20 protein-coding genes are annotated in these 23,076 nt (G+C 33.8%); 7 read left to right on the forward strand and 13 right to left on the reverse strand.

Features of this window, described 5'->3' with window-relative positions; genetic code table 11:
* Window positions 1-46 precede the first annotated feature (46 nt).
* On the forward strand, window positions 47-913 hold the full coding sequence (locus BMX53_RS13665; protein WP_038984577.1) for a hydroxymethylglutaryl-CoA lyase: 867 nt from the start codon (window positions 47-49) through the stop codon (window positions 911-913).
* A 56-nt stretch (window positions 914-969) separates the two neighbouring features.
* Entirely contained in the window at window positions 970-2,442 is a 1,473-nt protein-coding gene (guaB, locus tag BMX53_RS13670) for an IMP dehydrogenase (protein ID WP_038984578.1), read from the forward strand.
* Between the two features lie 176 nt (window positions 2,443-2,618).
* Here the strand turns inward: guaB and BMX53_RS13675 are convergent, their stop codons facing one another.
* The 9 genes from BMX53_RS13675 to BMX53_RS13715 all read right to left on the reverse strand — a co-directional run bounded on the left by BMX53_RS13675 (window position 2,619) and on the right by BMX53_RS13715 (window position 12,726).
* Complete coding sequence (locus tag BMX53_RS13675; RefSeq protein WP_063175018.1) at window positions 2,619-3,935, reverse strand: IS1380 family transposase; 1,317 nt, start codon at window positions 3,933-3,935, stop codon at window positions 2,619-2,621.
* A gap of 292 nt (window positions 3,936-4,227) precedes the next feature.
* On the reverse strand, window positions 4,228-5,688 hold the full coding sequence (gene nhaC, locus BMX53_RS13680) for a Na+/H+ antiporter NhaC (RefSeq protein WP_038984579.1): 1,461 nt from the start codon (window positions 5,686-5,688) through the stop codon (window positions 4,228-4,230).
* A 153-nt stretch (window positions 5,689-5,841) separates the two neighbouring features.
* Window positions 5,842-6,282 (reverse strand): hypothetical protein, encoded by a 441-nt coding sequence (locus BMX53_RS13685; protein ID WP_038984580.1) that lies wholly within the window; start codon window positions 6,280-6,282, stop codon window positions 5,842-5,844.
* Window positions 6,283-6,403: 121 nt separating this feature from the next.
* Window positions 6,404-6,856, reverse strand: a complete 453-nt coding sequence (locus BMX53_RS13690) for a hypothetical protein (RefSeq protein ID WP_038984581.1) — start codon at window positions 6,854-6,856, stop codon at window positions 6,404-6,406.
* Window positions 6,857-6,892: 36 nt separating this feature from the next.
* A complete protein-coding gene (locus tag BMX53_RS13695) occupies window positions 6,893-7,714 on the reverse strand; it encodes a 5'-nucleotidase, lipoprotein e(P4) family (protein ID WP_038984582.1) in 822 nt (273 codons plus the stop codon).
* Window positions 7,715-7,882: 168 nt separating this feature from the next.
* Complete coding sequence (cysK, locus tag BMX53_RS13700; RefSeq protein ID WP_038984583.1) at window positions 7,883-8,818, reverse strand: cysteine synthase A; 936 nt, start codon at window positions 8,816-8,818, stop codon at window positions 7,883-7,885.
* A gap of 23 nt (window positions 8,819-8,841) precedes the next feature.
* Window positions 8,842-9,669, reverse strand: a complete 828-nt coding sequence (locus BMX53_RS13705; protein ID WP_038984584.1) for a serine O-acetyltransferase — start codon at window positions 9,667-9,669, stop codon at window positions 8,842-8,844.
* Between the two features lie 565 nt (window positions 9,670-10,234).
* On the reverse strand, window positions 10,235-12,049 hold the full coding sequence (locus tag BMX53_RS13710) for a chloride channel protein (protein ID WP_038984585.1): 1,815 nt from the start codon (window positions 12,047-12,049) through the stop codon (window positions 10,235-10,237).
* Window positions 12,050-12,126: 77 nt separating this feature from the next.
* Window positions 12,127-12,726 carry an acyl carrier protein phosphodiesterase gene (locus BMX53_RS13715; RefSeq protein WP_074746956.1) on the reverse strand — a complete coding sequence of 200 codons (600 nt, stop codon included), beginning with the start codon at window positions 12,724-12,726 and terminating at the stop codon, window positions 12,127-12,129.
* 99 nt (window positions 12,727-12,825) lie between these two features.
* On the opposite strand from BMX53_RS13715, the gene glmM reads away from it, so the two are divergent.
* The gene (gene glmM, locus BMX53_RS13720; protein WP_063175977.1) at window positions 12,826-14,214 is read left to right on the forward strand and encodes a phosphoglucosamine mutase; all 1,389 of its coding nucleotides are present in this window, start codon (window positions 12,826-12,828) and stop codon (window positions 14,212-14,214) included.
* A gap of 202 nt (window positions 14,215-14,416) precedes the next feature.
* On the opposite strand, the gene BMX53_RS13725 is transcribed toward glmM, so the two are convergent.
* Both BMX53_RS13725 and BMX53_RS13730 read right to left on the reverse strand, forming a co-directional pair.
* The gene (locus BMX53_RS13725; protein ID WP_063175976.1) at window positions 14,417-15,127 is read right to left on the reverse strand and encodes a TIGR02117 family protein; all 711 of its coding nucleotides are present in this window, start codon (window positions 15,125-15,127) and stop codon (window positions 14,417-14,419) included.
* Between the two features lie 99 nt (window positions 15,128-15,226).
* Complete coding sequence (locus BMX53_RS13730; protein ID WP_074746958.1) at window positions 15,227-16,126, reverse strand: lysophospholipid acyltransferase family protein; 900 nt, start codon at window positions 16,124-16,126, stop codon at window positions 15,227-15,229.
* Between the two features lie 97 nt (window positions 16,127-16,223).
* Between BMX53_RS13730 and BMX53_RS13735 the strand changes: the two genes are divergently transcribed.
* On the forward strand, window positions 16,224-16,874 hold the full coding sequence (locus tag BMX53_RS13735) for a rhomboid family intramembrane serine protease (RefSeq protein ID WP_074746960.1): 651 nt from the start codon (window positions 16,224-16,226) through the stop codon (window positions 16,872-16,874).
* A 111-nt stretch (window positions 16,875-16,985) separates the two neighbouring features.
* Window positions 16,986-17,663: an SIMPL domain-containing protein gene (locus tag BMX53_RS13740; protein WP_244154514.1), complete on the forward strand. Its 678-nt coding sequence runs from the start codon at window positions 16,986-16,988 to the stop codon at window positions 17,661-17,663.
* A 57-nt stretch (window positions 17,664-17,720) separates the two neighbouring features.
* On the opposite strand, the gene BMX53_RS13745 is transcribed toward BMX53_RS13740, so the two are convergent.
* A complete protein-coding gene (locus BMX53_RS13745) occupies window positions 17,721-19,412 on the reverse strand; it encodes an acetate--CoA ligase (protein WP_074746961.1) in 1,692 nt (563 codons plus the stop codon).
* Between the two features lie 269 nt (window positions 19,413-19,681).
* Window positions 19,682-20,650 (reverse strand): aminodeoxychorismate synthase component I, encoded by a 969-nt coding sequence (locus tag BMX53_RS13750; RefSeq protein WP_074746963.1) that lies wholly within the window; start codon window positions 20,648-20,650, stop codon window positions 19,682-19,684.
* A gap of 45 nt (window positions 20,651-20,695) precedes the next feature.
* On the opposite strand from BMX53_RS13750, the gene BMX53_RS13755 reads away from it, so the two are divergent.
* Together BMX53_RS13755 and mdtD are read left to right on the forward strand one after the other, a co-directional pair.
* Window positions 20,696-21,280 (forward strand): anthranilate synthase component II, encoded by a 585-nt coding sequence (locus BMX53_RS13755; protein ID WP_074746965.1) that lies wholly within the window; start codon window positions 20,696-20,698, stop codon window positions 21,278-21,280.
* 309 nt (window positions 21,281-21,589) lie between these two features.
* A complete protein-coding gene (gene mdtD / locus BMX53_RS13760; RefSeq protein WP_074746967.1) occupies window positions 21,590-23,020 on the forward strand; it encodes a multidrug transporter subunit MdtD in 1,431 nt (476 codons plus the stop codon).
* Window positions 23,021-23,076 lie beyond the last annotated feature (56 nt).

Raw genomic sequence — 23,076 nt, forward strand, 5'->3', positions numbered from 1 at the left:
AAATCGCATTGTAAAATTGTGTGTTTTCTGTTATATTTGAATTTATATGAAACCAGCAGTTAAAATTATAGAATGTCCTCGTGATGCTATGCAAGGCATCAAGATGTTTATCCCAACAGAAAAAAAAGCACAGTATATACAGTCGCTTTTAAGAGTGGGGTTTGATACCATAGATTTTGGTAGCTTCGTATCTCCTAAAGCTATTCCTCAGATGCAGGATACAGCAGAGCTGTTAAGTCAACTTGATTTGAGTAAGACAGAGAGTAAGTTACTGGCTATTATCGCTAACACTAGAGGTGCAGAGCAGGCTGCTGAGCATAAAGAGATTAGATATTTAGGATTCCCTTTTTCTATATCTGAGAACTTCCAGATGCGTAATACGCATAAGACTATTGCGGAGTCTATCGTTACTTTAGATGAGATATTAAATATAGCGACTAAAGCTGATAAAGAGGTGGTAGCTTATCTATCTATGGGATTCGGTAATCCGTATGGAGATCCATGGGATGTAGATATCGTAGGAGAGTGGACTGAACGATTAGCTAAGATGGGAGTGAAGATACTTTCGCTGTCAGATACAGTAGGTAGTTCTACACCAGAGGTGATAGATTACTTGTTTAGCAATCTTATTCCTGCTTATCCAGAGATAGAGTTTGGTGCACATTTACACACTACTCCTGATAGTTGGTTTGAGAAGATTGACGCTGCTTATAAGGCAGGATGTCTGAGATATGATGGGGCTATTAAAGGATATGGAGGATGCCCGATGGCAAAAGATGATTTGACAGGAAATATGCCTACAGAAAAGATGTTAAGTTACTTTACAGCTAATAAGGTAGATACGAATTTAAGTGCGATGTCTTTTGAGAGTTCATATAACGAAGCATTGAAAATATTTAATTTTTTCCACTAAAGTTTTTTATTTAGTGGAAAAATAGTAAATTTGCGTGCAATTCAACGACATTGCACATGAAAGCACACACAACTAAAATCATCGGTCAAGGACTTACTTACGATGATGTATTGCTAGTACCAAACTATTCAGAAATACTTCCAAGAGAAGTAAGTTTAAAAACAAAATTTTCAAGAAACATTACCTTAAACGTTCCTATCGTATCTGCTGCAATGGATACTGTTACGGAAAGTGAAATGGCTATTGCTATGGCTCGTGAGGGAGGAATCGGAGTGATTCACAAGAACATGACTGCAGAAGAGCAAGCAAAAGAAGTTAGAAAAGTAAAAAGAGCAGAGTCTGGAATGATCATAGACCCTGTAACTCTTCCTCTAACAGCTACTGTAGGTGATGCTAAAAAAGCAATGGCTGAATTTGGAATCGGTGGTATTCCAATCGTAGATGAACAAGGACTTCTTAAAGGTATTATTACTAATAGAGATATGCGTTTTGAAAAACAAAACGAACGTGCTATCACTGAGGTAATGACTAAAGATAATCTAGTAACTGCTGCTGAAGGTACTACTTTAGGTCAAGCAGAAGAAATTCTTCAAGCAAACAAAATCGAGAAATTACCAGTAGTAAATGCTGATAATAAATTAGTAGGTTTAATCACTTTTAGAGATATCACTAAGCTTACTTTAAAACCAAATGCTAATAAAGATAAGTTCGGTAGACTACGTGTTGCAGCTGCTCTAGGAGTAACTGCTGATGCTGTAGATAGAGCTAGTTTATTAGTTCAGGCTGGTGTAGATGCTTTAATTATCGATACGGCTCATGGACACTCTCAAGGTGTAGTAGGGGTGTTAAAAGCGGTAAAAGCTGCTTTCCCTGAAATCGATGTAGTAGTAGGTAATATCGCTACTCCTGAGGCTGCGTTATTTTTAGTAGAGAATGGAGCTGATGCTGTAAAAGTAGGTATCGGACCTGGATCTATCTGTACTACACGTGTAGTAGCAGGTGTTGGGTTCCCTCAATTCTCAGCTATTATGGAAGTAGCTGCAGCTTTAAAAGGAACAGGTGTACCAGTTATCGGTGACGGTGGTCTTCGTTATACAGGAGATATTCCTAAGGCTGTAGGAGCAGGAGCAGACTGTGTTATGTTAGGTTCTATGCTAGCAGGTACTAAAGAGTCTCCAGGTGAAACTATTATCTTCGAAGGTAGAAAATTCAAAGCTTACCGCGGAATGGGATCTGTAGCAGCTATGAAACAAGGTTCTAAAGATCGTTACTTCCAAGATGTAGAAGATGATGTGAAAAAACTTGTACCAGAAGGTATTGAAGGTAGAGTACCTTATAAAGGAGAACTTAACGAAAGTATGTTACAGTTCGTAGGAGGTCTTAGAGCAGGTATGGGTTACTGTGGTGCTAAAGATATCCCTACGTTACAAGAAGTAGCTAGATTCGTTCAGTTAACTGCTTCAGGTATCGGAGAGAGTCACCCTCACAATATTACGATTACTAAATCTGCACCTAACTATTCTAGATAATATATTTGGAGAACTGGAAACAGGTAAAGTAGATATAATAATAAAAAACGGCTATTTCAGTAGATGAGATAGCCGTTTTTGTTTTGCTTTTATTGTGTCTGTATTATTATGCTCTCTATACTTTTTTGGATTGTATATAAGACCTAAGAATGGGAAAGATGTATAATAAACCCGGATTACGCATTAGGTATATTTAAAGGTAGGTCTAAAGGGTAATCCCATAAACCTACGAACCATTTTCGTCGCTTCTTGACCAATGCTATTTTAAGCTTGATTGTGTCATTTGTTTTTTCAAAATAAGCTCCAATAGCAAAGGTTCTATATCTTAATGTAGAAAGTGATTTTTGTGTTTTCTCTTGTAAAACAAACATTCTAAAAAGAGCCATTAGATTGTAAGCAATCATTACAAAGATCAAGGCAGCTTCGGTAGCATAGAAGTCTTTTAGATTAAATGATTCTGCTCCAAAATCTTGTTTTAGCTCTTTGATTCTATTCTCTGCATCACCTCTTGCTCGATAGTTTTTCCATACGTCATAAGCACCACATTCCAAATTTGTAACATAAGCGGAGTACCTGTAATTTCTGTGTATTTCATCTTCTGGAAACAGACTTAATGTTTTTCCAGGCGCTTGTGGGCGTTTACTTATTTTTTGTCTTACAATAATAACTCTTCTAGGTTTTTCCCAATTCTTAGCTTGGTAGAAGGTATCATTTATTTGGATACCTTCATCGACATTTAGCCAAGAGGTTTGGCTATCTACTAATCTTTGTACTGGATGAGTAAACTTAGCAGCAATGATGTAGTTCATAGGTTTAGACTCTAAATGATCTAAAATATCCTTTTGAAAAAAACCACTATCTAACCGTATTAAGCCTACTTTCTTATTTCCAAAAACAGATAAAGTATCCTCTAGGAAGCTAATAAAGTTATTGGCAGAACTTGTATCTCCACTTCGCAACCAAAAGTTGGCTACCATGCGAATATCATTTACAAAGGCTATAATAGGATGATGAGATCTACGTCCGCGTTTACTGGGATTATATCCTCTTTTAGCTCCTTGTTGCTGTTCTCCATAGCGAGTTATGACAGTAGAGTCAATATCCAAGGTAAAGTAATTTAAGTTGATGTTTTTAAAAAACCACTCAAAGAAGTGCTTAGCAGTTTCAATGTTACTACTAGCATCAAACTTGGAGAAATAACGTTTATACGCATCTTGACCTGGTGAAGTTCGCCAGTTAAAGATTTTACCAAGAGCTTTATCATGTCTAGTTACTTCTGTGTGTAAAAAACGATTTGCACCACACCAAACACTAGTCATAAAAGACTCTAAAATCACATCAACATCATGTGCCCTATTAGAATTTTGACAAGGAAGACTTTCACAGGAATTAATCTGAGATTTAAAGTCTATTTTATCTAACATTTGCTTTAAAAAGACCATTCCACCCCATGGTGTAATCTCTTTGTTGGTAAAGGATAGATCAAAATTCATAGGCTTAAATTTTCTAACGCTACGCGTTAGGAATTACACTTAATAAATATACATCTTTTTCTAATGCGGAATGTGGGATAAACCCAGATTCCGCATTCGCTCTATACTATGTATTAATTCTACTTTAGATCTCTTTCATTTTTTCTAAAAACATACTATAGTATGCTTTTTTCATAAATTCAGAGCTGTTTTGTATAATTAATCCTCGTTAATAGAGCTATCGCGTATTCTGGGATAAAAAAAGGGCTGTTTCATTTGATGAAATAGCCCTTTTTAGAGGTTATATTTAGAGTTATGCTTTTACTGCATCAACTAATTTTCTGATTTTGATATTTAATATTACGTAAGTAAGAGATACAAAAGGAGAGATGATATTAAAGAATGCGTATGGTGCATACGTCATTGTGTCAATACCTAATACTCCTGAGTGATATGCTCCACAAGTATTCCAAGGGATTAGTACAGATGTAACTGTACCTGAGTCTTCTAACGTTCTACTTAAGTTCTCAGGAGCTAATCCTCTTTCTTTATAAGCTTTAGAGAACATCTTACCTGGAATAACTAAAGATAAATACTGCTCTGAAGCCGTTAAGTTTACTACTACACAACTTGCCATAGTGCTTGCAAATAATCCAAATATAGATTTAGCAATGCCAAGTAGAGTTTCTGTAATTTTCTTTAAAGCTCCAATAGCTTCCATCGCTCCACCAAAGAACATTGCACAAATAATAAGCCATACTGTGTTTAACATACTCTTCATTCCTCCAGCCTCAAATAAGCTATTTAAGCTCTCCATAGGGGATAAGATAGCAATATCTGTAGTAATGGCATTCATGATACCTCTATAAGCTGTAACAGGTGTTAAAGTAGTTCCTTCTCCTACAAAGGCTACAATGTCTGGTTGGAAGAATAAGGCAAATACAGCTCCTAATAATGTACCTAGTAATAAGGCTAAGATAGGTTTGATCTTCTTTAGGATAGCTCCAATTACAATAACGGGTACTAAGAATAACCACGGTGTAATATTAAAAGTACTTTTGATAGCTGATAGTGTAGCTGACATATCAATAGTATCAGGAACGTCTAGATTAAAACTTATAATGATAAATATAATCAGTGTAAGTATGTAGGTAGGAATAGTTGTATACATCATATATTTAATATGAGTAAATAAGTCTGTTCCTGCCATAGCCGAAGCTAGGTTAGTAGTGTCTGATAGCGGAGATAATTTGTCTCCAAAGTATGCTCCTGAGATAACAGCTCCACCGATAAGCGCTAGGTCTATTCCCATTGCATTACCAATACCTACTAAGGCAATACCTACTGTAGCTGATGTAGTCCATGAACTACCTGTAGCTAAAGAGATAATCGAACAGATAATCACAGTAGCAGGTAAGAAAATATGTGGCTCTAGTATCTGTAATCCATAATAGATCATAGTAGGAATAATACCACTAAGTAACCAAGTACCTGAAAGAGCTCCTACAAGCAATAAGATGTAAATAGCTCTAGTAGTCTCTCTTACATTCTTAGTAATCTTTTTGATAATATCTTCGTAGTCAACTTTATTGTATAAACCTACCCCAATGGCTATAAGTCCTCCAATAAGTAGAACAAATTGATTAGAGCCCTTTAGAGCTGCACTGCCATAAACAAATACATTAATTCCTAAAAGGGCTATTAGAATAACCATTGGGATTAATGATTGAAATAAGGTGATTTTCTTGGGTTTAGGTTTTATACTTGCCTCCATAAATGTGTTTTAGTTAATTAATGGAGTTCAATATACATAAAAATCAAAAGAATACTGTATTTACCGTATATTATTTAGTAGAAAAGGGTATGTTGACATTTTATTGCTGAATGTGCAAAAAAAAACCTGCTTCAAAAGCAGGTTGAGTATATTTTATTTTTTAGGTTCTTCATCTCTAGGATCTCCAATTCTTATGTAATTGACTTGAACTGTTTGTAGTTTGTTATCAATCATTAATTGAGTTACTAGGTGCAGGGTCTTTTGTTCTACTCTTTGAATCCTTCTCTTGTCTTGTAGCTTTTCTAAAACAATGTAATCATCATTTACAGAGCCAAGTTGAACTAATGGCTTAAGAGAATCAGTGTAGTATTGTTCTAGCTTTGCTGATTCATGTTGATCAGTAAAGACTTCTAGTGTTTCATTTCTTTCGAATGTTCCTAATTCAACGTATTTTTTAGTAGTTCCATCTGTGAAGGTTACAGTGTCAGCTTCCCATTTACCAAAGTAAGTTTTAACTGTAATTGAACTATCACTACTACAGCTTGTGAAAATCATAGCTATTAATAAGGTCGCAATTGATAATAATCTCTTCATTAGTTTATTTAAGTTAGTTATAGGTCGTGAATATATAAAAAATAAGAACTAATTGAATTAATTCAAATAAAAAAGCCCCATAATTAACATTATGGAGCTTTGTGTATTTAGTGTAAAGAAATTATTTTCTGATATATGTTACTGTTACTGGTAGTTCTGCACCACGCATCTCAATTTTATATTCTAATGATAATTTAGTTTTAGTAACACCAATTATTTTTCTAGGTTCATATACTTTTGATCCTTTTAAAACGATTGTTTTTTTATCCTCAATTGTTCCTGAAGCTTCTGGTAATTTATTACCGTTTTTTTGAAACTCTTGAAGAGTAGCAGATGTTGTTGCAAGAGTTAAAATCTCTTTAGTAACTTGCTCTCCTTCTTCTACTCCATCAGCAGGGAATTCTGAAAATTTGTGTTTACCTTTAAAATTTCCCATTTGGTAGAATAAACTATCTGTAACCCAGGTACCTTCATATTCATTGTTCACACGAACAGGAGCATTATCATCGCTAGAACAAGCTGTGAATGATAGAGTAGTACCTACGAAAAGTACTAAAGCCATTAATTTCTTCATTGTATATTAAGTTGTTAGTTATTTGTTATCGAGTTTTTATTTAAAACCTTTTACGCTTTTGTTGTAGATTTTGTCTTTATCTTCTTTTGTAAGGTCTTTTCTGTATTGGAATAATGCCGCTTCCCAATCTCCGTATCCTGTATTAGGTAATACAATGAATTTCTTACCAAAAAGCTCTTGATTAGATTTTACGTTTTGAGAACGCTCTTCTTGAGTTTTTTTATCAAAAGCAGTAGAGAAGTCAGATAAGTTATCTCCTAATAACATTACGATTTCATGTGTTTCACTTAGTTTTTGACGTCTAGCTTCTTTACTTGATTCAGCAGTTCTCACGATAACGTGTGCTTCATCAGCATAAGGATAGTTGTACTTAACCAAGTTTTTCATAGTACCTGGCTTGTCATTTTGATTTCTATTTGTGATATAGAATACTTCAACACCTTTAGATTTAGCATAGTTAAAGAACTCTAAGCTTCCTAATAAAGGAATAGCTTCCCCTTTAGATGTCCACTCTGTCCAAGTAGCTTGGTCATAAGATTTGCCTTCTCTAGCCATTTGTACAGCATAAGGAGAGTTGTCTAAGAATGTCTCATCAATATCTGTAACGATAGCAAGAGGCTTATTGTGTTGTTCTGTAAGGATACGATCTAGTTGTAAAGTAGCAATATTGAAAGCTTGTGCGCATAAAGCTTGATATTCAGCTGCGTTTTGTTGGAATACAGCAGCGTATAACTTACCATTTACCTCGATGTTATTTAATACATTCTCTTGTGTAGAAGTTGCACTTTGTGGAACTGACTTACATGCAGTTAAAGCTGTAAAAGCTAATCCTGCAATTAGAAAAGATCTCTTAAGCATGTGTTTTATATTTTCTGTTATGCCTACAAAAGTACGATATTTATCTGTATTAGGGTGGTATTAATCTATTGAGAAGTGGCTAAAATGGTGTGTATGTGTAATAAACTCTAGATTAGGAGATGGGAAATAAAAAAGGTGTTTTGAACTCAAAACACCTTTTCGTAATTCTTATTTTAATTCAGCTGCTTTTTCATCAAACAATTCACTAACTGACCAGTATCTTTCACCTGTATCGTAGTTGAACGTTAGTACAGTAGCTCCTTTTTCCATATCAGGTAGTTTTTTAGCGATAGCTGCTAATGAAGTCCCTGTAGAAATACCAGCTAAGATTCCTTCTTCACTAGCGATTCTATTTGTGTACTCATAAGCTTCTTCTTTACCAATAGTGATAATTCCATCAAAGATATCTGTGTTAACCACCTTAGGCACAAAACCAGCACCGATTCCTTGTAGTGGGTGAGGACCAGGCTTACCTCCGCTTAATACAGGAGAGTTCTCTGGTTCTACAGCATATACCTTCATATTAGGGAATTTCTCTTTTAATACTTCAGCTACACCTGTGATATGCCCTCCAGTACCTACACCTGTGATAAAGTAATCTATACCTTCAGGGAAGTCTTTAAGGATCTCTTGAGCTGTAGTTTTGCGGTGAATCTCTGGGTTAGCAAAGTTGCTAAATTGTTGAGGTACCCAAGCATTGTCCATTTGCTCTGCTAATTCAACTGCTTTTGATACAGAACCTGATGTACCTAACTCTTTTGGAGTAAGAACAAACTTAGCACCATAAGCAGCCATAAGTTTTCTTCTCTCAATACTCATTGACTCAGGCATTACTAAGATTAGTTTATACCCTTTAACGGCACAAGCCATAGCTAGTCCTACACCTGTGTTACCAGAGGTAGGTTCTATGATTACTGTATCTTTATTAATTAATCCTTTAGCTTCAGCATCTTCGATCATTGCTAATGCAATACGATCTTTTAAACTTCCTCCAGGATTTTGTTTCTCTAGTTTAATCCAAACATTAATGTCGTTAGGAAATAACTTATTGATTTTGATATGAGGCGTATTACCAATTGCCTCAAGGATATTATTAATTTTCATTGCTATTGATTTTTTTAGTTGTATTAAATTATAAAATTGATTGGTTCAGGATATCCTTCTTGATCTTTAGAATAACTCTTACTTTTACTGTAGATAATAGAATTAGGTTTAACGCTTTTTGTTAACCATACGTTACCTCCGATGACAGTATCATGACCTATAGTTGTATCTCCACCTAATATAGTTGCTCCAGAATAGATAATAACATTATCTTCAATATAAGGGTGTCTTCTAGTGTTTGCTTTATCTTTTGATACCGAGATAGCACCTAGTGTTACTCCTTGGTATATTTTTACATTTTGCCCTATAACACATGTTTCTCCAACAACAATACCAGTACCATGATCAATACAAAAATGGGAACCAATAGTCGCCGCAGGGTGTATATCTATACCTGTTTTACTATGAGCATGCTCAGTCCAAATACGAGGAAGTAGGATGACTTCTTGTGTATGTAGTTGGTGTGCGAAACGGTATATTGCAATTGCGTAAAAACCTGGATAAGCGATATAAACTTCTTGTAAACAAGTAGCTGCTGGATCATTGTCTAAAATAGCTTGTGCATCTGATTTTAGAGTGAAGAAAATTTCAGGCAATGCATTAAAAAAGTCATCAGCTATCTTTTGAGATTTCTCTACATTATTGTTTATATTAAAAACAATTGAAAGTAACTCTATTCTTAGTGTAGCTAGGCGAATGTTGATAGACTCTTCAGATAAGTACTTTTTATCCTCTAATTGAAAAAGGAAATGAAATAGGGTATCTGTAAAGTTCTCTATTCTTTGCTTGTCTAGAAAAGATTGCGAGCTTTCGTTTTGTGTTAGAAGTTCTCTAACGAAATCAATTTGCATGAATTTGTGTAATTTGGGTTAAAGCTATTAGATATATAATTTTGAAAAAGTACAATGAATGTTGCACAGGTAAATTATAGAAATAAGTAGCTTTTAATGTTTATTTATTTCTAAAAACCTCTTGTTATATTGATTGTAAAAGGGTTTTGTAATGTAAATGTAAGAATTGTATTAGAAAGGTTGTAGCTTGTTTAACAAATATTTGATGTTATAATTAGTGATATTTAGATAGGGATCAATATTAGGCTAGTTATGGCAAAGTATCTATTTGGGATACTAGTTGTTAAAAACGCGTATTTGGATTTTCAACTCTACAAAATTGTTCTATCTTTGTTTAAGAATTACAAAGGCGAAGTAATTCAATCAGTTATATGTTTTGTTTCTGAAATAGATTTTTTATTTTAATTTCTTTTGAGCTGGCTACTTAAAAAGGGATTTGGTTTTGTTGTTTTGTTGTTCTATTTCAAAATTTGTGAAACAAAGTAAAATACATACAAAATAAAGAAGGTTCCTCATTCGAGGAACCTTTTTTTATGGTACTAATTAATGTGTTTTTAAGTTTGTATTATTCTAATAGAAGGGACTTTAAGTTCTTTCTATAGGCTTCCATAAGTTCTGCTTTTGTGATATATCCTATATATTTCTTTTGATCTTGTACTAGAACATATTCTAAGTGATTTGTCTCTAATGTTTGCAGGATAATCTTTGTAGAGTCATTTTTAGAAACTATTATAGGTGATTCTACTAAGTCTTTAATAGGAGTAAACTTTGTTTGAAATCCACTAAATATAACTGGACGTACACTGTCTAGTTTTATTATACCTTCTATTTTGCCATCATGATCAACTATAGGGATAAAAGACTGTTTTGTATTGGCAAAAATATCTACTACAGCAGCTGTTGTATGTTGCATAGTCAATGTCTTTATATCATCTTTAATATAGTCTTCTCCTATAATTGTATTTAGAATATTAGAATCTTTATCTGATGTAAACACCATTCCTGTAGTTGCAATAGACTTTATGTCCATAGAATATTTCTCCATTTGCTTTGAAATAGCAAAACTAATAGACGAAACAATAAGTAATGGAACCATTAATCCATAGCCTCCTGTAATCTCTGCAATCAAGAAGATACCTGTTAACGGAGCGTGAAATAAACCACTAATCACAGCAGCCATACCTACTACAGTGAAGTTTTGTACTGGGATTTCTTTTATCCCTAAGATTTGTAATAGCTTAGCTAATGAGAAGCCCAAATATGAACCCACAAATAAGGAAGGAGCAAAGTTACCTCCATTACCACCACTTCCCATGGTTAGACCCACAGCATAAGTCTTGACTAAAGCTGCTCCTGCTACAAATAGAAGTAAGACCCACTGACTGCTAGAAAAGTCTGCTAATAAAGTGTTCTGTAATATTGCTTGAGGTTTATCACTTGTTAAGATCTTGATACTCTCATATCCTTCACCGAATAAAGTTGGGAATAGAAATATTAATACAGCTAACATAGAAGCTCCTATCAATGCTTTCTTATATGCTCCAAAGCGCATTGAAGATATATAGTGTTCTGTTTTTCTAAACATCCTAGCGTGATATACACAGAAGAATCCTGATAATATACCTAGTAAGATATAATAGACTGTATTACCTGTATCAAAGACTAATTGATTCTTAAACGACAGAAGAATGTCTTCTTTGATGATTAGGTTGGTTACAATTGTACCAGTAGCAGCAGAAATCATAATAGGAATAAAAGCTGATACGGAAACATCTACCAAGATAATTTCAATAGCGAACAGAACCCCTGCTATAGGCGCATTAAATGCTGCAGATACTCCTGCTGCAACTCCACATCCTAGTAAGAGTATTCTATCTTTATAATTAAGCTTGTAATTCTGAGCATAATTAGATCCAAATGCTGCACCAGTAATAGCAATAGGCGACTCTAGTCCTAGAGAACCTCCCATACCTACTGTAAGGGAACTTGTGATAATCTGAGAATACATTTGTTTGCGAGGCATAATACCTGATTTTTTAGCAACAGCTATCATAATCTGGTATGTTCCTTTCTCTATAGATCCATTTAAGAATTTGCGAACTACGAATACTGTTAGTAAGATACCTATAATAGGTAAGATACTATTCATATAAGGTAAGTGAGATATATTATCTATATAAGTAGCTAGCTTAAATACATTGTGAGCAAAGTATTTAAGAATTGTCACAGCAATAGCTGCAGATGCACCCACTAAGACACAAGAAAGATATAAGAATTGACGATTAGTCAAGATGGACTTCAGAAAGAACAATATCCCTTCCGAGTATTTAAACACTTGATTAGCGTAATACTTTAATTTCTTTGGATTTCTAATTTTCATATTGCAAAAATAGTGTAAAAGGCAAGCCTTATACAAGAGTTAGCTAAATTTGTTTTTATAAAAACTAAAGATAACTCTTACTTTAATAAGTAACGATCAGTTTGTTTGAAAAGTATTAAGTGATTTCGTAATTCTTCAAAGAAAGCGGTAAATTGAACTTCAAATGTATCGTAATACAGTAGAAGTTCAGTAGTGCCATTAGTCATTTTAGAAATGCCTTTAGAACGCCTGTCCATTTGAGTTAAGATGTATTTCAATCCATCAATACTGCGGTATTTTACTAACCAGTTTTCTTCTAACATAATGTGTAGGAAGTTTTGCACTCTAGGAGGTAAAATATCGAAATTAGCTTGAAGTGATTCGTAAAATTGATCTGTATATTCTTCTAATGGGGTATCACAATAATTATCCCAATTCTTAGCAAGGAAGTGATCATAGTACATATCTATAAGCACAGCAGCGTAATGTCTGTATTGAGGTACAATTAGTTTCTTGCTTTCTCTCCACAGTTGGTGAGAGTCTGTATAGGTATCTATTTCTCGGTGGAGGATAACTCCTTGTTGTATTTTAGTAGGATAATTTAAGTAGTCTTTTCCTCTTATGCTATCTGCAACGAAATTACCAATCTTAAGTAATGCATCATCTCCAGAAAGGAAAATATGTGCTAGGAAGTTCATAGTCTCATTTTGCCTATAAAAATACAGTATTTTACAAAATAGTTCAGATAGAACCTTATAGAATTATATATCTTTGTGGTAATAAAAAAATAAGTAATTATGACATTGATAAAATCTATATCTGGTATACGTGGTACAATAGGAGGTAAAGTAGGCGATAACCTTACTCCAATAGATGCGGTAAAGTTCGCTTCTGCTTATGGAACATTCCTTAAAAATAACACTCAAAAAGAAAACTTAAAAGTAGTTATTGGTAGAGATGCACGTATTTCTGGACCGATGATTCATAATTTAGTAGTGAATACATTAATAGGATTAGGAATTGATGTTATTAACTTAGGGCTATCAACTACTCCTACTGTAGAAGTAGCTGTGCCATTAGAGAAAGCAGATGGTGGTATTATCTTAACTGCTTCTCACAATCCAAAACAATGGAATGCTTTAAAACTTTTAAATAGCAAAGGAGAATTCTTAAGTGGAGCTGAAGGGCAAATCATTTTAGAATTAGCAGAGAAAGACGCATTTGATTTTGCTGATGTAGATAGTTTAGGTACTATAGAGCATAAAGACAACTATATGGATATTCATATAGATGAGATATTAAACTTAAAGTTAGTAGATGTAGAAGCTATTAAAAAACGCAAGTTTAAAGTAGTAGTAGATGCAGTTAACTCTTCAGGAGGTATTATTATACCTGCTTTATTAAGAAAATTAGGAGTAGAAGTAGTAGAACTATACTGTGAGCCAAATGGACACTTCCCTCATAACCCAGAACCTCTTAAGGAGCACTTAGGAGATATCTGTGAGTTAGTGAAGAAAGAGAATGCTGACTTCGGTGTTGTAGTAGATCCAGATGTTGACCGTCTTGCTTTTATTTCAAATGATGGAGAGATGTTTGGTGAGGAGTATACATTAGTAGCAGTAGCTGATTATGTATTAAGTAAAACACCTGGTAATACAGTATCTAACTTATCATCTTCTCGTGCATTAAGAGATATCACGCAGAAGCACGGAGGTACATATAACGCTTCTGCAGTAGGAGAAGTAAATGTAGTAGAGATGATGAAAGCTACCAATGCAATTATCGGTGGAGAAGGTAATGGAGGTATTATCTATCCAGAGACTCACTACGGACGTGATTCTATTGTTGGAGTTGCATTATTCTTGACTCATTTATCTAATTTAGATATGACTGTAGCAGAATTAAGAGCTTCTTATCCTCAATACTATATGAGTAAAAATAAGATAGAGCTTACTCCTAAGTTAAATGTAGATATGATCTTAGAGCAAATAGCTGAGAATTACAGTAACCAAGAAATCTCAACAGTGGATGGAGTGAAGATTGACTTCCCAACGTCATGGGTACATCTAAGAAAATCTAATACAGAGCCTATTATTCGTATTTATACTGAAGCAGGAACTCAAGAAGAGGCTGATGGATTAGCACTTCGTATGATAGACGAACTAAAAGTTATCGCAGGATTGTAATAACGAAAGAATATATAAATAATAAAGGGAACCAATTGGTTCCCTTTATTTGTAATTATAAGTATTAATTGAACCTTATATAGAATAAGGCATCTTACATAGCGCATGACAAAAGTAATGAGGATATTTTCTATTTATTTACGGAAAACCTCATTTAGGTATCTGTTTCTATCTATTATTTGGTTTGTAATAGACTAATTTTTTAGAACACAGGTTCAGGTATATATCCCATTTCATACTTTCTGAATATTCCTTCTTGAAACGGAGTCCATAGACAGGCTCTCATCTTTGCTTTTTTAAATCCTGTGTTAGCCCAGCTATTACAAGTGTGAAGGAAGCTATAACTTCCTGTTGCTTCATAGAATGAGTCATTCATTCCATATACTTTATCAGTAGGGATATTAATGATCTGACCATTTGCATCTCTTTTAAAAGAAGCATTTACATAATCAATTAGAGCTTTATATTGCTCTTTAGTTATAGATATTTCTCTTATGCTTTCATCTATTTTTATATCGTGTATGAATGTAGTGTGTATAGCAGTGGTACCTAATCCAAAGGCAGCGTTAAGTGCAATATTTGGTTTTACGCTATCCCAATCTTCTACATCTAAGAAAAAACCTTTGTCTCCCCATCCTATAGCTACATATTTATAATCTTCACGTTGGCTTTTCGTGTCTGTGAATTTTATTTCATCGCTCCAGTTGATAAGATCAGATTCTATTGGGAAGACATAATCAGTATGCATTCCATTAGTAGAGATATACATAGTCATATCTTTAGTGTTTTTCTGTTCTTTATTAACTGTGATACTTGATAATCCACGAGCGGCAATAAAATAGAATGCTATACTAAAAAGAAATGTAAGTAAAGTAATTAAGATTATTCTTATTAATTTTTTTATATATCTCATAAAATTTTGATGATTACAGTAGTGCTAATGTATAATTATTTTTAATAGGTTGTAAAAAAAATCCTTTCATTGTTTTGAAAGGATTTTAGATATAGAGATTTATTTAATATTCGCTGGTTTGTTCCCTCTGTGTTTCCATCTTTTATGCGTCCAGAAGTAATAGGCAGGAGCTTTTCTAATCTGCTTTTCTACCTCTACTAAAAATCGTTGTGTGATTTCATAGTTAGGGATATCCTTTAGCTGTTCTCCTTCTTTTAGTAGAGGAACAAAGGTTGTTTTATAATGCCCTCTTTTTACATATTCAACATTTAAGTACATTGGTACCATATCAAACTTTTTACATAGAGCTTCACCACCAGTATATACAGGTACTTCTATTCCCATAAAGTTTTGCCAGCAGTTAGCTTGACTTACCATTGGGGATTGGTCACTGATAAAAGCATATACTCCATGGTTCTTATTAATTTCATTCTGTCTAATAACACGAATTGTCTCTTTCATTTCTACAAGTACTGTATCAAATCTAGAACGTATTCTTTTTATCAATGCATCAAAGTAAGGGTTGTTTATCTTTTTGTAAACAGCATATCCTTGAAATTTTATGAATTTATCTAATATAATAATCCACTCCCAGTTAGCGTAATGAGCACAAAATAGCATAACACTTTTTCCTTGCTTTTCTACTTCTAGTACAGTGTCAAGATTAGTGAAAGTAAAACGTTTTTTTAGTTCTGCTTCAGAGATAGTAAATGTCTTTACCATTTCTAAAAAGATATCACATAGATGTCTGAATGATTCTTTTTCTACTTTTTTTAGTTCTGATTCTGATAATTCAGGCATTGTTAAGCGGATGTTTTCCCTAACCGTTTTCTTTCTATATCCAACTACTCTGTATAATAAGAAATAAAATACGTCAGACATAAAATAAAACAAAGGAAAAGGCATCTTAGATATCAGCCAAATTATAGGGTAAACAATTATATATATAATGAAATTCATTGGTTCTGTTTTGTGCAAAGATAGACTAATACGATAATCTAACACAAATTTAATAGCTGTGTGCTGAACAATTCTTATTTTTAGCAAAATGTTTTTTATGGATAATATTTCAATGGTAACCTTAGTATTACTAGTGATAAATGGTTTAGTTACTTATCAAGGGTTAAATGATTTTAACTTTTTTAATAAGTATTGTTTTAGTATTAATCAAATCAATAAAGGAGAGAAATACCGTTTTCTTACAGCAGGTTTTTTACATGTAGATTGGATGCACTTTATTTTTAATATGATGACCTTGTATTTCTTTGCAGATACTATTGTTTCAGTTGTAGGCGTATTCTATTTTCTAGTTATATACCTAGTTAGTTTATTAGTAGGTAATGTATTGACTTATCAGTTTTATAAGCACGTACCTTTTTATAGAGCAGTAGGAGCCTCTGGTGCTATTATGGGGGTATTATATGCATCTATTATGCTTAACCCTGATATGGTATTAGGTCTATACTTCATTATTCCTATACCAGCTTATTTATTTGCTGTAGGATATTTATTGTATTCGTTATATGGATTGCAAAAGAATAATGATAGCATAGGGCATTCTGCTCACATTGGAGGAGCATTAGCTGGTTTACTACTTATTATCTTGAAGTTCCCAATTTTAGTACAATTAGAGTATAGGTTAATAGCTATCTTATTAATTCCAGTTATTATACTAGTTGTGATGTATAAGAAGAACAAAATAGGATAGACGATATTTGACATTTATTTAAGAGACGGGAACTTTGATAAGAAAGTTTTTTAGATACATTTGTATATAAGAAAAGCAAAAAGAAAGTCAATCATGAAAAAAATGTCAATTATGTTCGCGTCATTATTAATGACAACAACAGCAATCGTAGCTCAAAATAACAATGGTGTAGTTACTCCTCAAATCCAAGTAAACGGAGTTGGTAAGGTAAATGTAACACCAGATAAAGTAGTTATCAGAGTAGGGGTAGAGAACAGAGCAGAAGAGGCAGCTGATGCAAAAAAAGCAAATGATAAAGCTATTGCAGCTATTATTAAATATGTGAAGTCAATGAAGATAGAAGATAAAGATTTACAAACTCAACGTGTAAGCCTTTATAAATCTAGAGACTATGAAGAGAAGAAAGATTACTTCTCAGCATCTCAGACTTTATCTATTACATTAACTGATGTATCTAAGTATGAGAAATTAATGATAGGACTTACAGAGTCTGGAGTTAATAGAATCGATGGAGTAGACTTCCAATCTTCTAAAACAGCGATGTATGAGGCAGAAGCTCGTACATTAGCAGTAAAAGAAGCTAAACAAAAAGCTACTGACTATGCTAGTGCATTAGGACAAAAAGTAGGTAAAGCTATCTTAGTATCAGATAGTAGTGCTTCTACACCTATCATCGTTAGACCGATGTATATGATGAAAGCTGCTGCAGGAGATATGAATGATCAAACATTAGCATTAGGAGAGTTAGAGGTAGTATCTAACGTATCTATAAGCTTTACATTAGAATAGTAAGTTTTTATATTTGATAATTAGAAAGGGCTGTCAGAATATCTGACAGCCCTTTTCTTATTTTACATAGTCGAATTCTAATGCGACTTCTTGTTTTTTAGCTATTCTTTCAGCCTGTAGTGCTCTAAGTTCTACACGCTTAATCTTACCACTAATAGTCTTTGGTAGTTCAGTGACGAACTCTATTTTTCTAGGCATTTTGTATGGAGCTAAATGCTCACGAGAATACTTAAATAACTCATTTGCTAATTCAACAGATGCTTTAGAATGGTCGTTTAGGATAATGAATGCTTTCACTTCAAATCCTTTTACAGCATGTGGACTCGCAACTACAGCAGATTCTACCACAGCATCATGTTCTAGTAATACACTCTCTACCTCAAATGGGCCAATGCGATAGTCAGATGCTTTAATAACATCATCATCTCTACCGATAAACCAAATATAACCATCTTCATCTTTATATGCTTTATCACCTGTGTAGTAAAGCCCATGTTTAAATACTTCAGCTTGTTTTACCTTGTCGTATAAGTATTCTTTAAATATACCGTTTAGTTGCCCAGTACCTGTTCTTACACAGATATTTCCTTCTTCATTCGTAGCTACTTCTTGCCCTTCATCATCAGCGATAACAATGTCGTATAAGAAAGTAGGTTTACCCATAGAACCATATTTTAGTTTTGCATTTGGATAGTTAGCGATCATACATGTACTTTCGGTTTGACCAAACCCATCTCTAACCACTAAACCTGTCCCTTCTTTCCATTCTTCTATAATCTCAGGATTAAGAGGTTCACCAGCAGCTACACATTTCTTTAGACTAAAGTTGTACTTCTTTAAGTCTTCTTGAATAAAGAAACGTAGTACAGTAGGAGGAGCGCATAGAGAAGTTACCTCGTGTTTTTCTATCATCTCTAATGTCTTAGCAGCATTAAAGCGTTCTTTAGTAGCATAAGCAAAGATGGTAGCACCTACATTCCAAGGAGCAAATAAACTACTCCATGCAAACTTAGCCCAACCTGGTTGAGAGATATTATAGTGAATATCATTGCGTGTCAACCCTATCCATGAGGTAGTTGTTAAGTGTCCTAAAGGTTGACTCAGTTGTGTATGGCATACGATTTTAGGCATTCCTGTAGTACCAGAGGTAAAGAACATAAACAGTGTATCATCAGGCTTTGTCATTTCTCCCTTAGTTTCCTTGCTTTGTTCATCTAATACTGTTAGTGGATACCAGCCCTCTCTTTGGCCATCTACTATAATCTTTACAGGTATTGTTATACCTGATTCTTTTTCTGCTTGGTCTATCTTCTCTACGTTATCGCTATCTGCTAAGATTACCTTTGGCATTATCTTTTCGAATCTGTATACTAAGTCTTTTACTCCTAGTATACTAGCAGCAGGAGATAATCTATATCCAGCTTTAATAGTAGCTAAATGCGTAACCCAGTTAATGCGTTGTAGCATCATCTGCGTTAGTATTACATCATCTTTCTTAATCCCTTTAGTACGCAGAAAGTTGATTAATTGATTATACCTATCGTGTAGTGTTTGGAATGTGTAGTGATGAGTCACCTCTCCATCTGTCCATAATAATGCAGTTTTCTCAGGTGTCTCTTTTACGTGTATATCTTCATACACTTCTTGTACCCAGTTAAAGTACTCAGGCTTTTCGATTTTTAGATCATGTAAGGCATCGTAATCCTGATCGATGAGTAATTCACCGATTTGTTTATACAAATCTTTCATTCTTTATTAAATTAGTTTTTGGTAGTGGTAATTTACAGAATTAAGATGTATATAAAAATAAAAAAGCGAATTGTGAATAGGTAAAACCCTTGTTTTGAGTCATTTTAATTAACTAAAATGCAATAAAAATTAAGGTATTCTACTAATTAGATAATTTGTATTCTCTCAGTAGAGTTGTTTTTTAACTATTATTAGAAAGAAGTATTTATCACCTTCAAAATGATAAAAATACATTTTAACCAGTTAAACTGTGTTATAGTTAGGTTTTATCAACTAGGGATGTATATTTTTTGAAGTAATTCTTCGTATTCCGAAGATGCTGTACTCGAAGAAGTTATACCACCACCACTTTTATAGACATATTGATTTCCTTGTTGTTCTATATAGCGTATCATCACAGCACTATCGATGCTATTGCCATCATAGATTCCACAGATACCTGTATAGTACTTACGATTGTATTGTTCTGATTCGTTTATGATTCGCATAGTACTCTCTTTAGGCGAACCAGTAATAGAGCCAGCAGGTAATAATTTATGAAATATAGTTCCTATTTCATTATGCCATTCAGGAGTTAGTTCACCAGCAATCTCAGAACTCATCTGTAAGATAGGTCCTTTAGAGGTTTCTAATTTATCTAAATATCTAAATCGGTTTACTCTTACTTTCTTTGACACGATGTTTAAGTCATTGCGTATTAAATCAACTATCGTATAATGTTCTGCAGTTTCTTTTTTATCGTTTAGCAAGATCTCACTAGCATTGGGAATATCCGCTTTGATAGTTCCTTTCATTGGATAAGAGTAAATGGCATTGTCTTTAATCTGTACAAAGATCTCAGGGGAGAAACAAGTGAATTGCCCTTTAACCCATAATTTATACTTAGCCTTCGCTGTGTTATAGATCTCTTCTAAAGTATTATCAGTAGTAAGAGGAGTTTCTACTGTTAGATTTGTTAAGTAGGTATTACCTATTTGTAGTTCGTGTTTAACGATATCAAACTTCTTTTGATACTGTTCAAAACTAAGCGGATGAGCCTCTATCTGAAGTACGCTAGGACTAGGTTGAGTGAGTTGATTACTCACTCCGTTAAAGTTATATTTGATCTCGTCTGTTTTGATCTTGTTTAGTGGCTCTACGATACAGTCTTTTCCATCGTAACTAATAATGAAAAGGAAAGGAATTCTCTGTGTCCCTAGTGAGTTCATAAGAGAGATAGTCGTATCTTTGAGCACCATATTTAAGCGTATCTAATTTAAGAATTCAAAAGTACAAAATAGTTTATGAGTGAAATCAAACAAATTGTTATAATCGATAATCACGACTCGTTTACTTACAATCTTGTTCAGTTATTTGACGAGAACGAACACTGTGATATAACAGTGATTTCACATGATGAGGTAGTATTAGACACTTTAGATACTTATGATATGTTAGTATTGTCTCCTGGACCTGATGTACCTACTAGTTATCCTATCTTATTTAGCATTTTAGATCGATATAAGGGGATTAAACCTATATTAGGAGTATGCCTAGGTCACCAGACTATCGGTCAATATTTTGGAGCTACACTAGTAAATTTACCATCTGTTTATCACGGGCAATCTACTCAGTTAACTCTTCTAAAAGAAGATCAGTTGTTCTTAGATATTACAGTTTCTATTACAGTAGGACTTTATCACTCATGGGCACTGTCTATTGATAATATCCCAGAAGTATTAGAAGTTTTAGCAGTTAGTGAAGATGAAGTGATTATGTCTATCCGACATAAAGAATACGATATTAAGGGAGTACAGTTTCACCCAGAGTCCTTTATTACTTCTCATGGTAGAGAAATCATAAATAATTGGGTGATTAGTCATAAGTAGTTGCATTATTTTTTGTGTTTTTGACTTTATAGAAGATTTTTATCAATCATTATAGGTGTTCTCTATCGAAAAATAAGACGATAATGATGCTTGAATTATCTATCTAGTAAGAATAGAGGTCATAAAATTCTATATTGTCAAATTAGTATATTCTGAATTATACAATTGATATTTCCTCCTTTTATCCAATATTTTCCCTCTTTTTGTTAATAAGAAATATCTATCTAAATCCTGGATTAAATGAGGTTAGATAGCCTAATTTTGCAGTGTGAAAAAGGAATTATTAATTACTAAATGATTTAGAATACAATGCAAGCAGGAGTAATAAAAGACGAAAGAACCCGTAAATACTTGCCATGGCTAGGAGCACTAGCTATCTTTATGCAAGCTTTAGATGCCACTATCTTAAACACAGGATTACCATCCATCGCTAAGAGTCTTGGCGAATCTCCATTAGAGATGCAGAGTGTCATCGTATCTTATACCTTAACAGTAGCACTATTAATCCCTCTAAGCGGATGGTTAGCAGACCGATTTGGTACTAAGCGAATATTTATTCTCGCTGTAGGATTATTCTCTTTAGGTTCTGTATTCTGTTCTATATCCAACACCTTAGACCAATTAGTCTTAGCTCGTATATTTCAAGCCATAGGTGGAGCGATGATGGTACCTGTAGCTAGACTAACCTTAATCTATGCATATCCTAAAGATCAACTATTAAAAGTAATTAACTTTATTACTATTCCAGGATTGATAGGACCGATGCTTGGGCCAGCAGTAGGAGGTTTTTTGGTAGAGAAGTTATCTTGGCACTGGATATTCTTAATTAATGTACCTGTGGGACTTATAGCAGTACTGGTTGCTAAATCTATCATGCCAAATTTTACGAATAAAGTAGGTCGTTTTGATTTATTAGGTTGGATACTTTTTAGTGGAGGATTGACTATGCTTACACTAGTGATAGAGAAATGGAATAGCCCTACCATATCTACTATACAACTAATTATGTTATGTTTATTAGCTGTATTAATGGGAGTCGCATATGTATATTATGCTAGAAGAGCTAAAGACCCACTAATCAAACTTGATTTATTTAAGATCACGACTCTTCGCCTAGGACTTATCGGTAACCTAGTGACTCGATTCGGGATAGGAGGTATGCCACTGATGATACCCTTATTGCTACAGGTAGGATATGGATATTCTGCGATGTATGCTGGTATGATGATGATTCCTCAGGCATTGTCTAATCTAGTATCTCGTAACTTCGTAGTACCTATCGTAAGACGATTTGGATATAGAAGTACTTTAATTACAAATACTATATTAACAGGACTACTAATAAGCTGTTTCTTCTTTATCACACCGAATACTCCTTATTGGATAATCATTATATTGATGATTGGTAACGGAGCTTTTAATGCTATACAGTTTACTTCTATGAATACGATCTCTCTAGCTGATCTAGACCAAGAGACTTCTAGTGAGGGTAATAGTCTGTTATCTGTGACACAGCAACTAGCTGTTAGTTTAGGTATCTCATTATCAGCGATGGTATTGATGATGTTCCAAAACAGTACTGTAGCAGTATCTTCAGACCAGATAACAGTCTTTAGATACACTTTCTTAGTGATGGGACTGATCACTGTATTATCTAGTTTTGTCTTTACTAAACTGAACAAGGATGCAGGAGCGAGTATGTCTGGCAAGAGAGAATACGGAGATAAGAGTGAAGAATAAGAGATAATGCATTGCCTTTTTTTAGAAAGTAATTACTTTAGTGTAAACCTAAGTAA

Source organism: Myroides marinus (assembly GCF_900109075.1).
GTDB lineage: Bacteria > Bacteroidota > Bacteroidia > Flavobacteriales > Flavobacteriaceae > Flavobacterium > Flavobacterium marinum_A.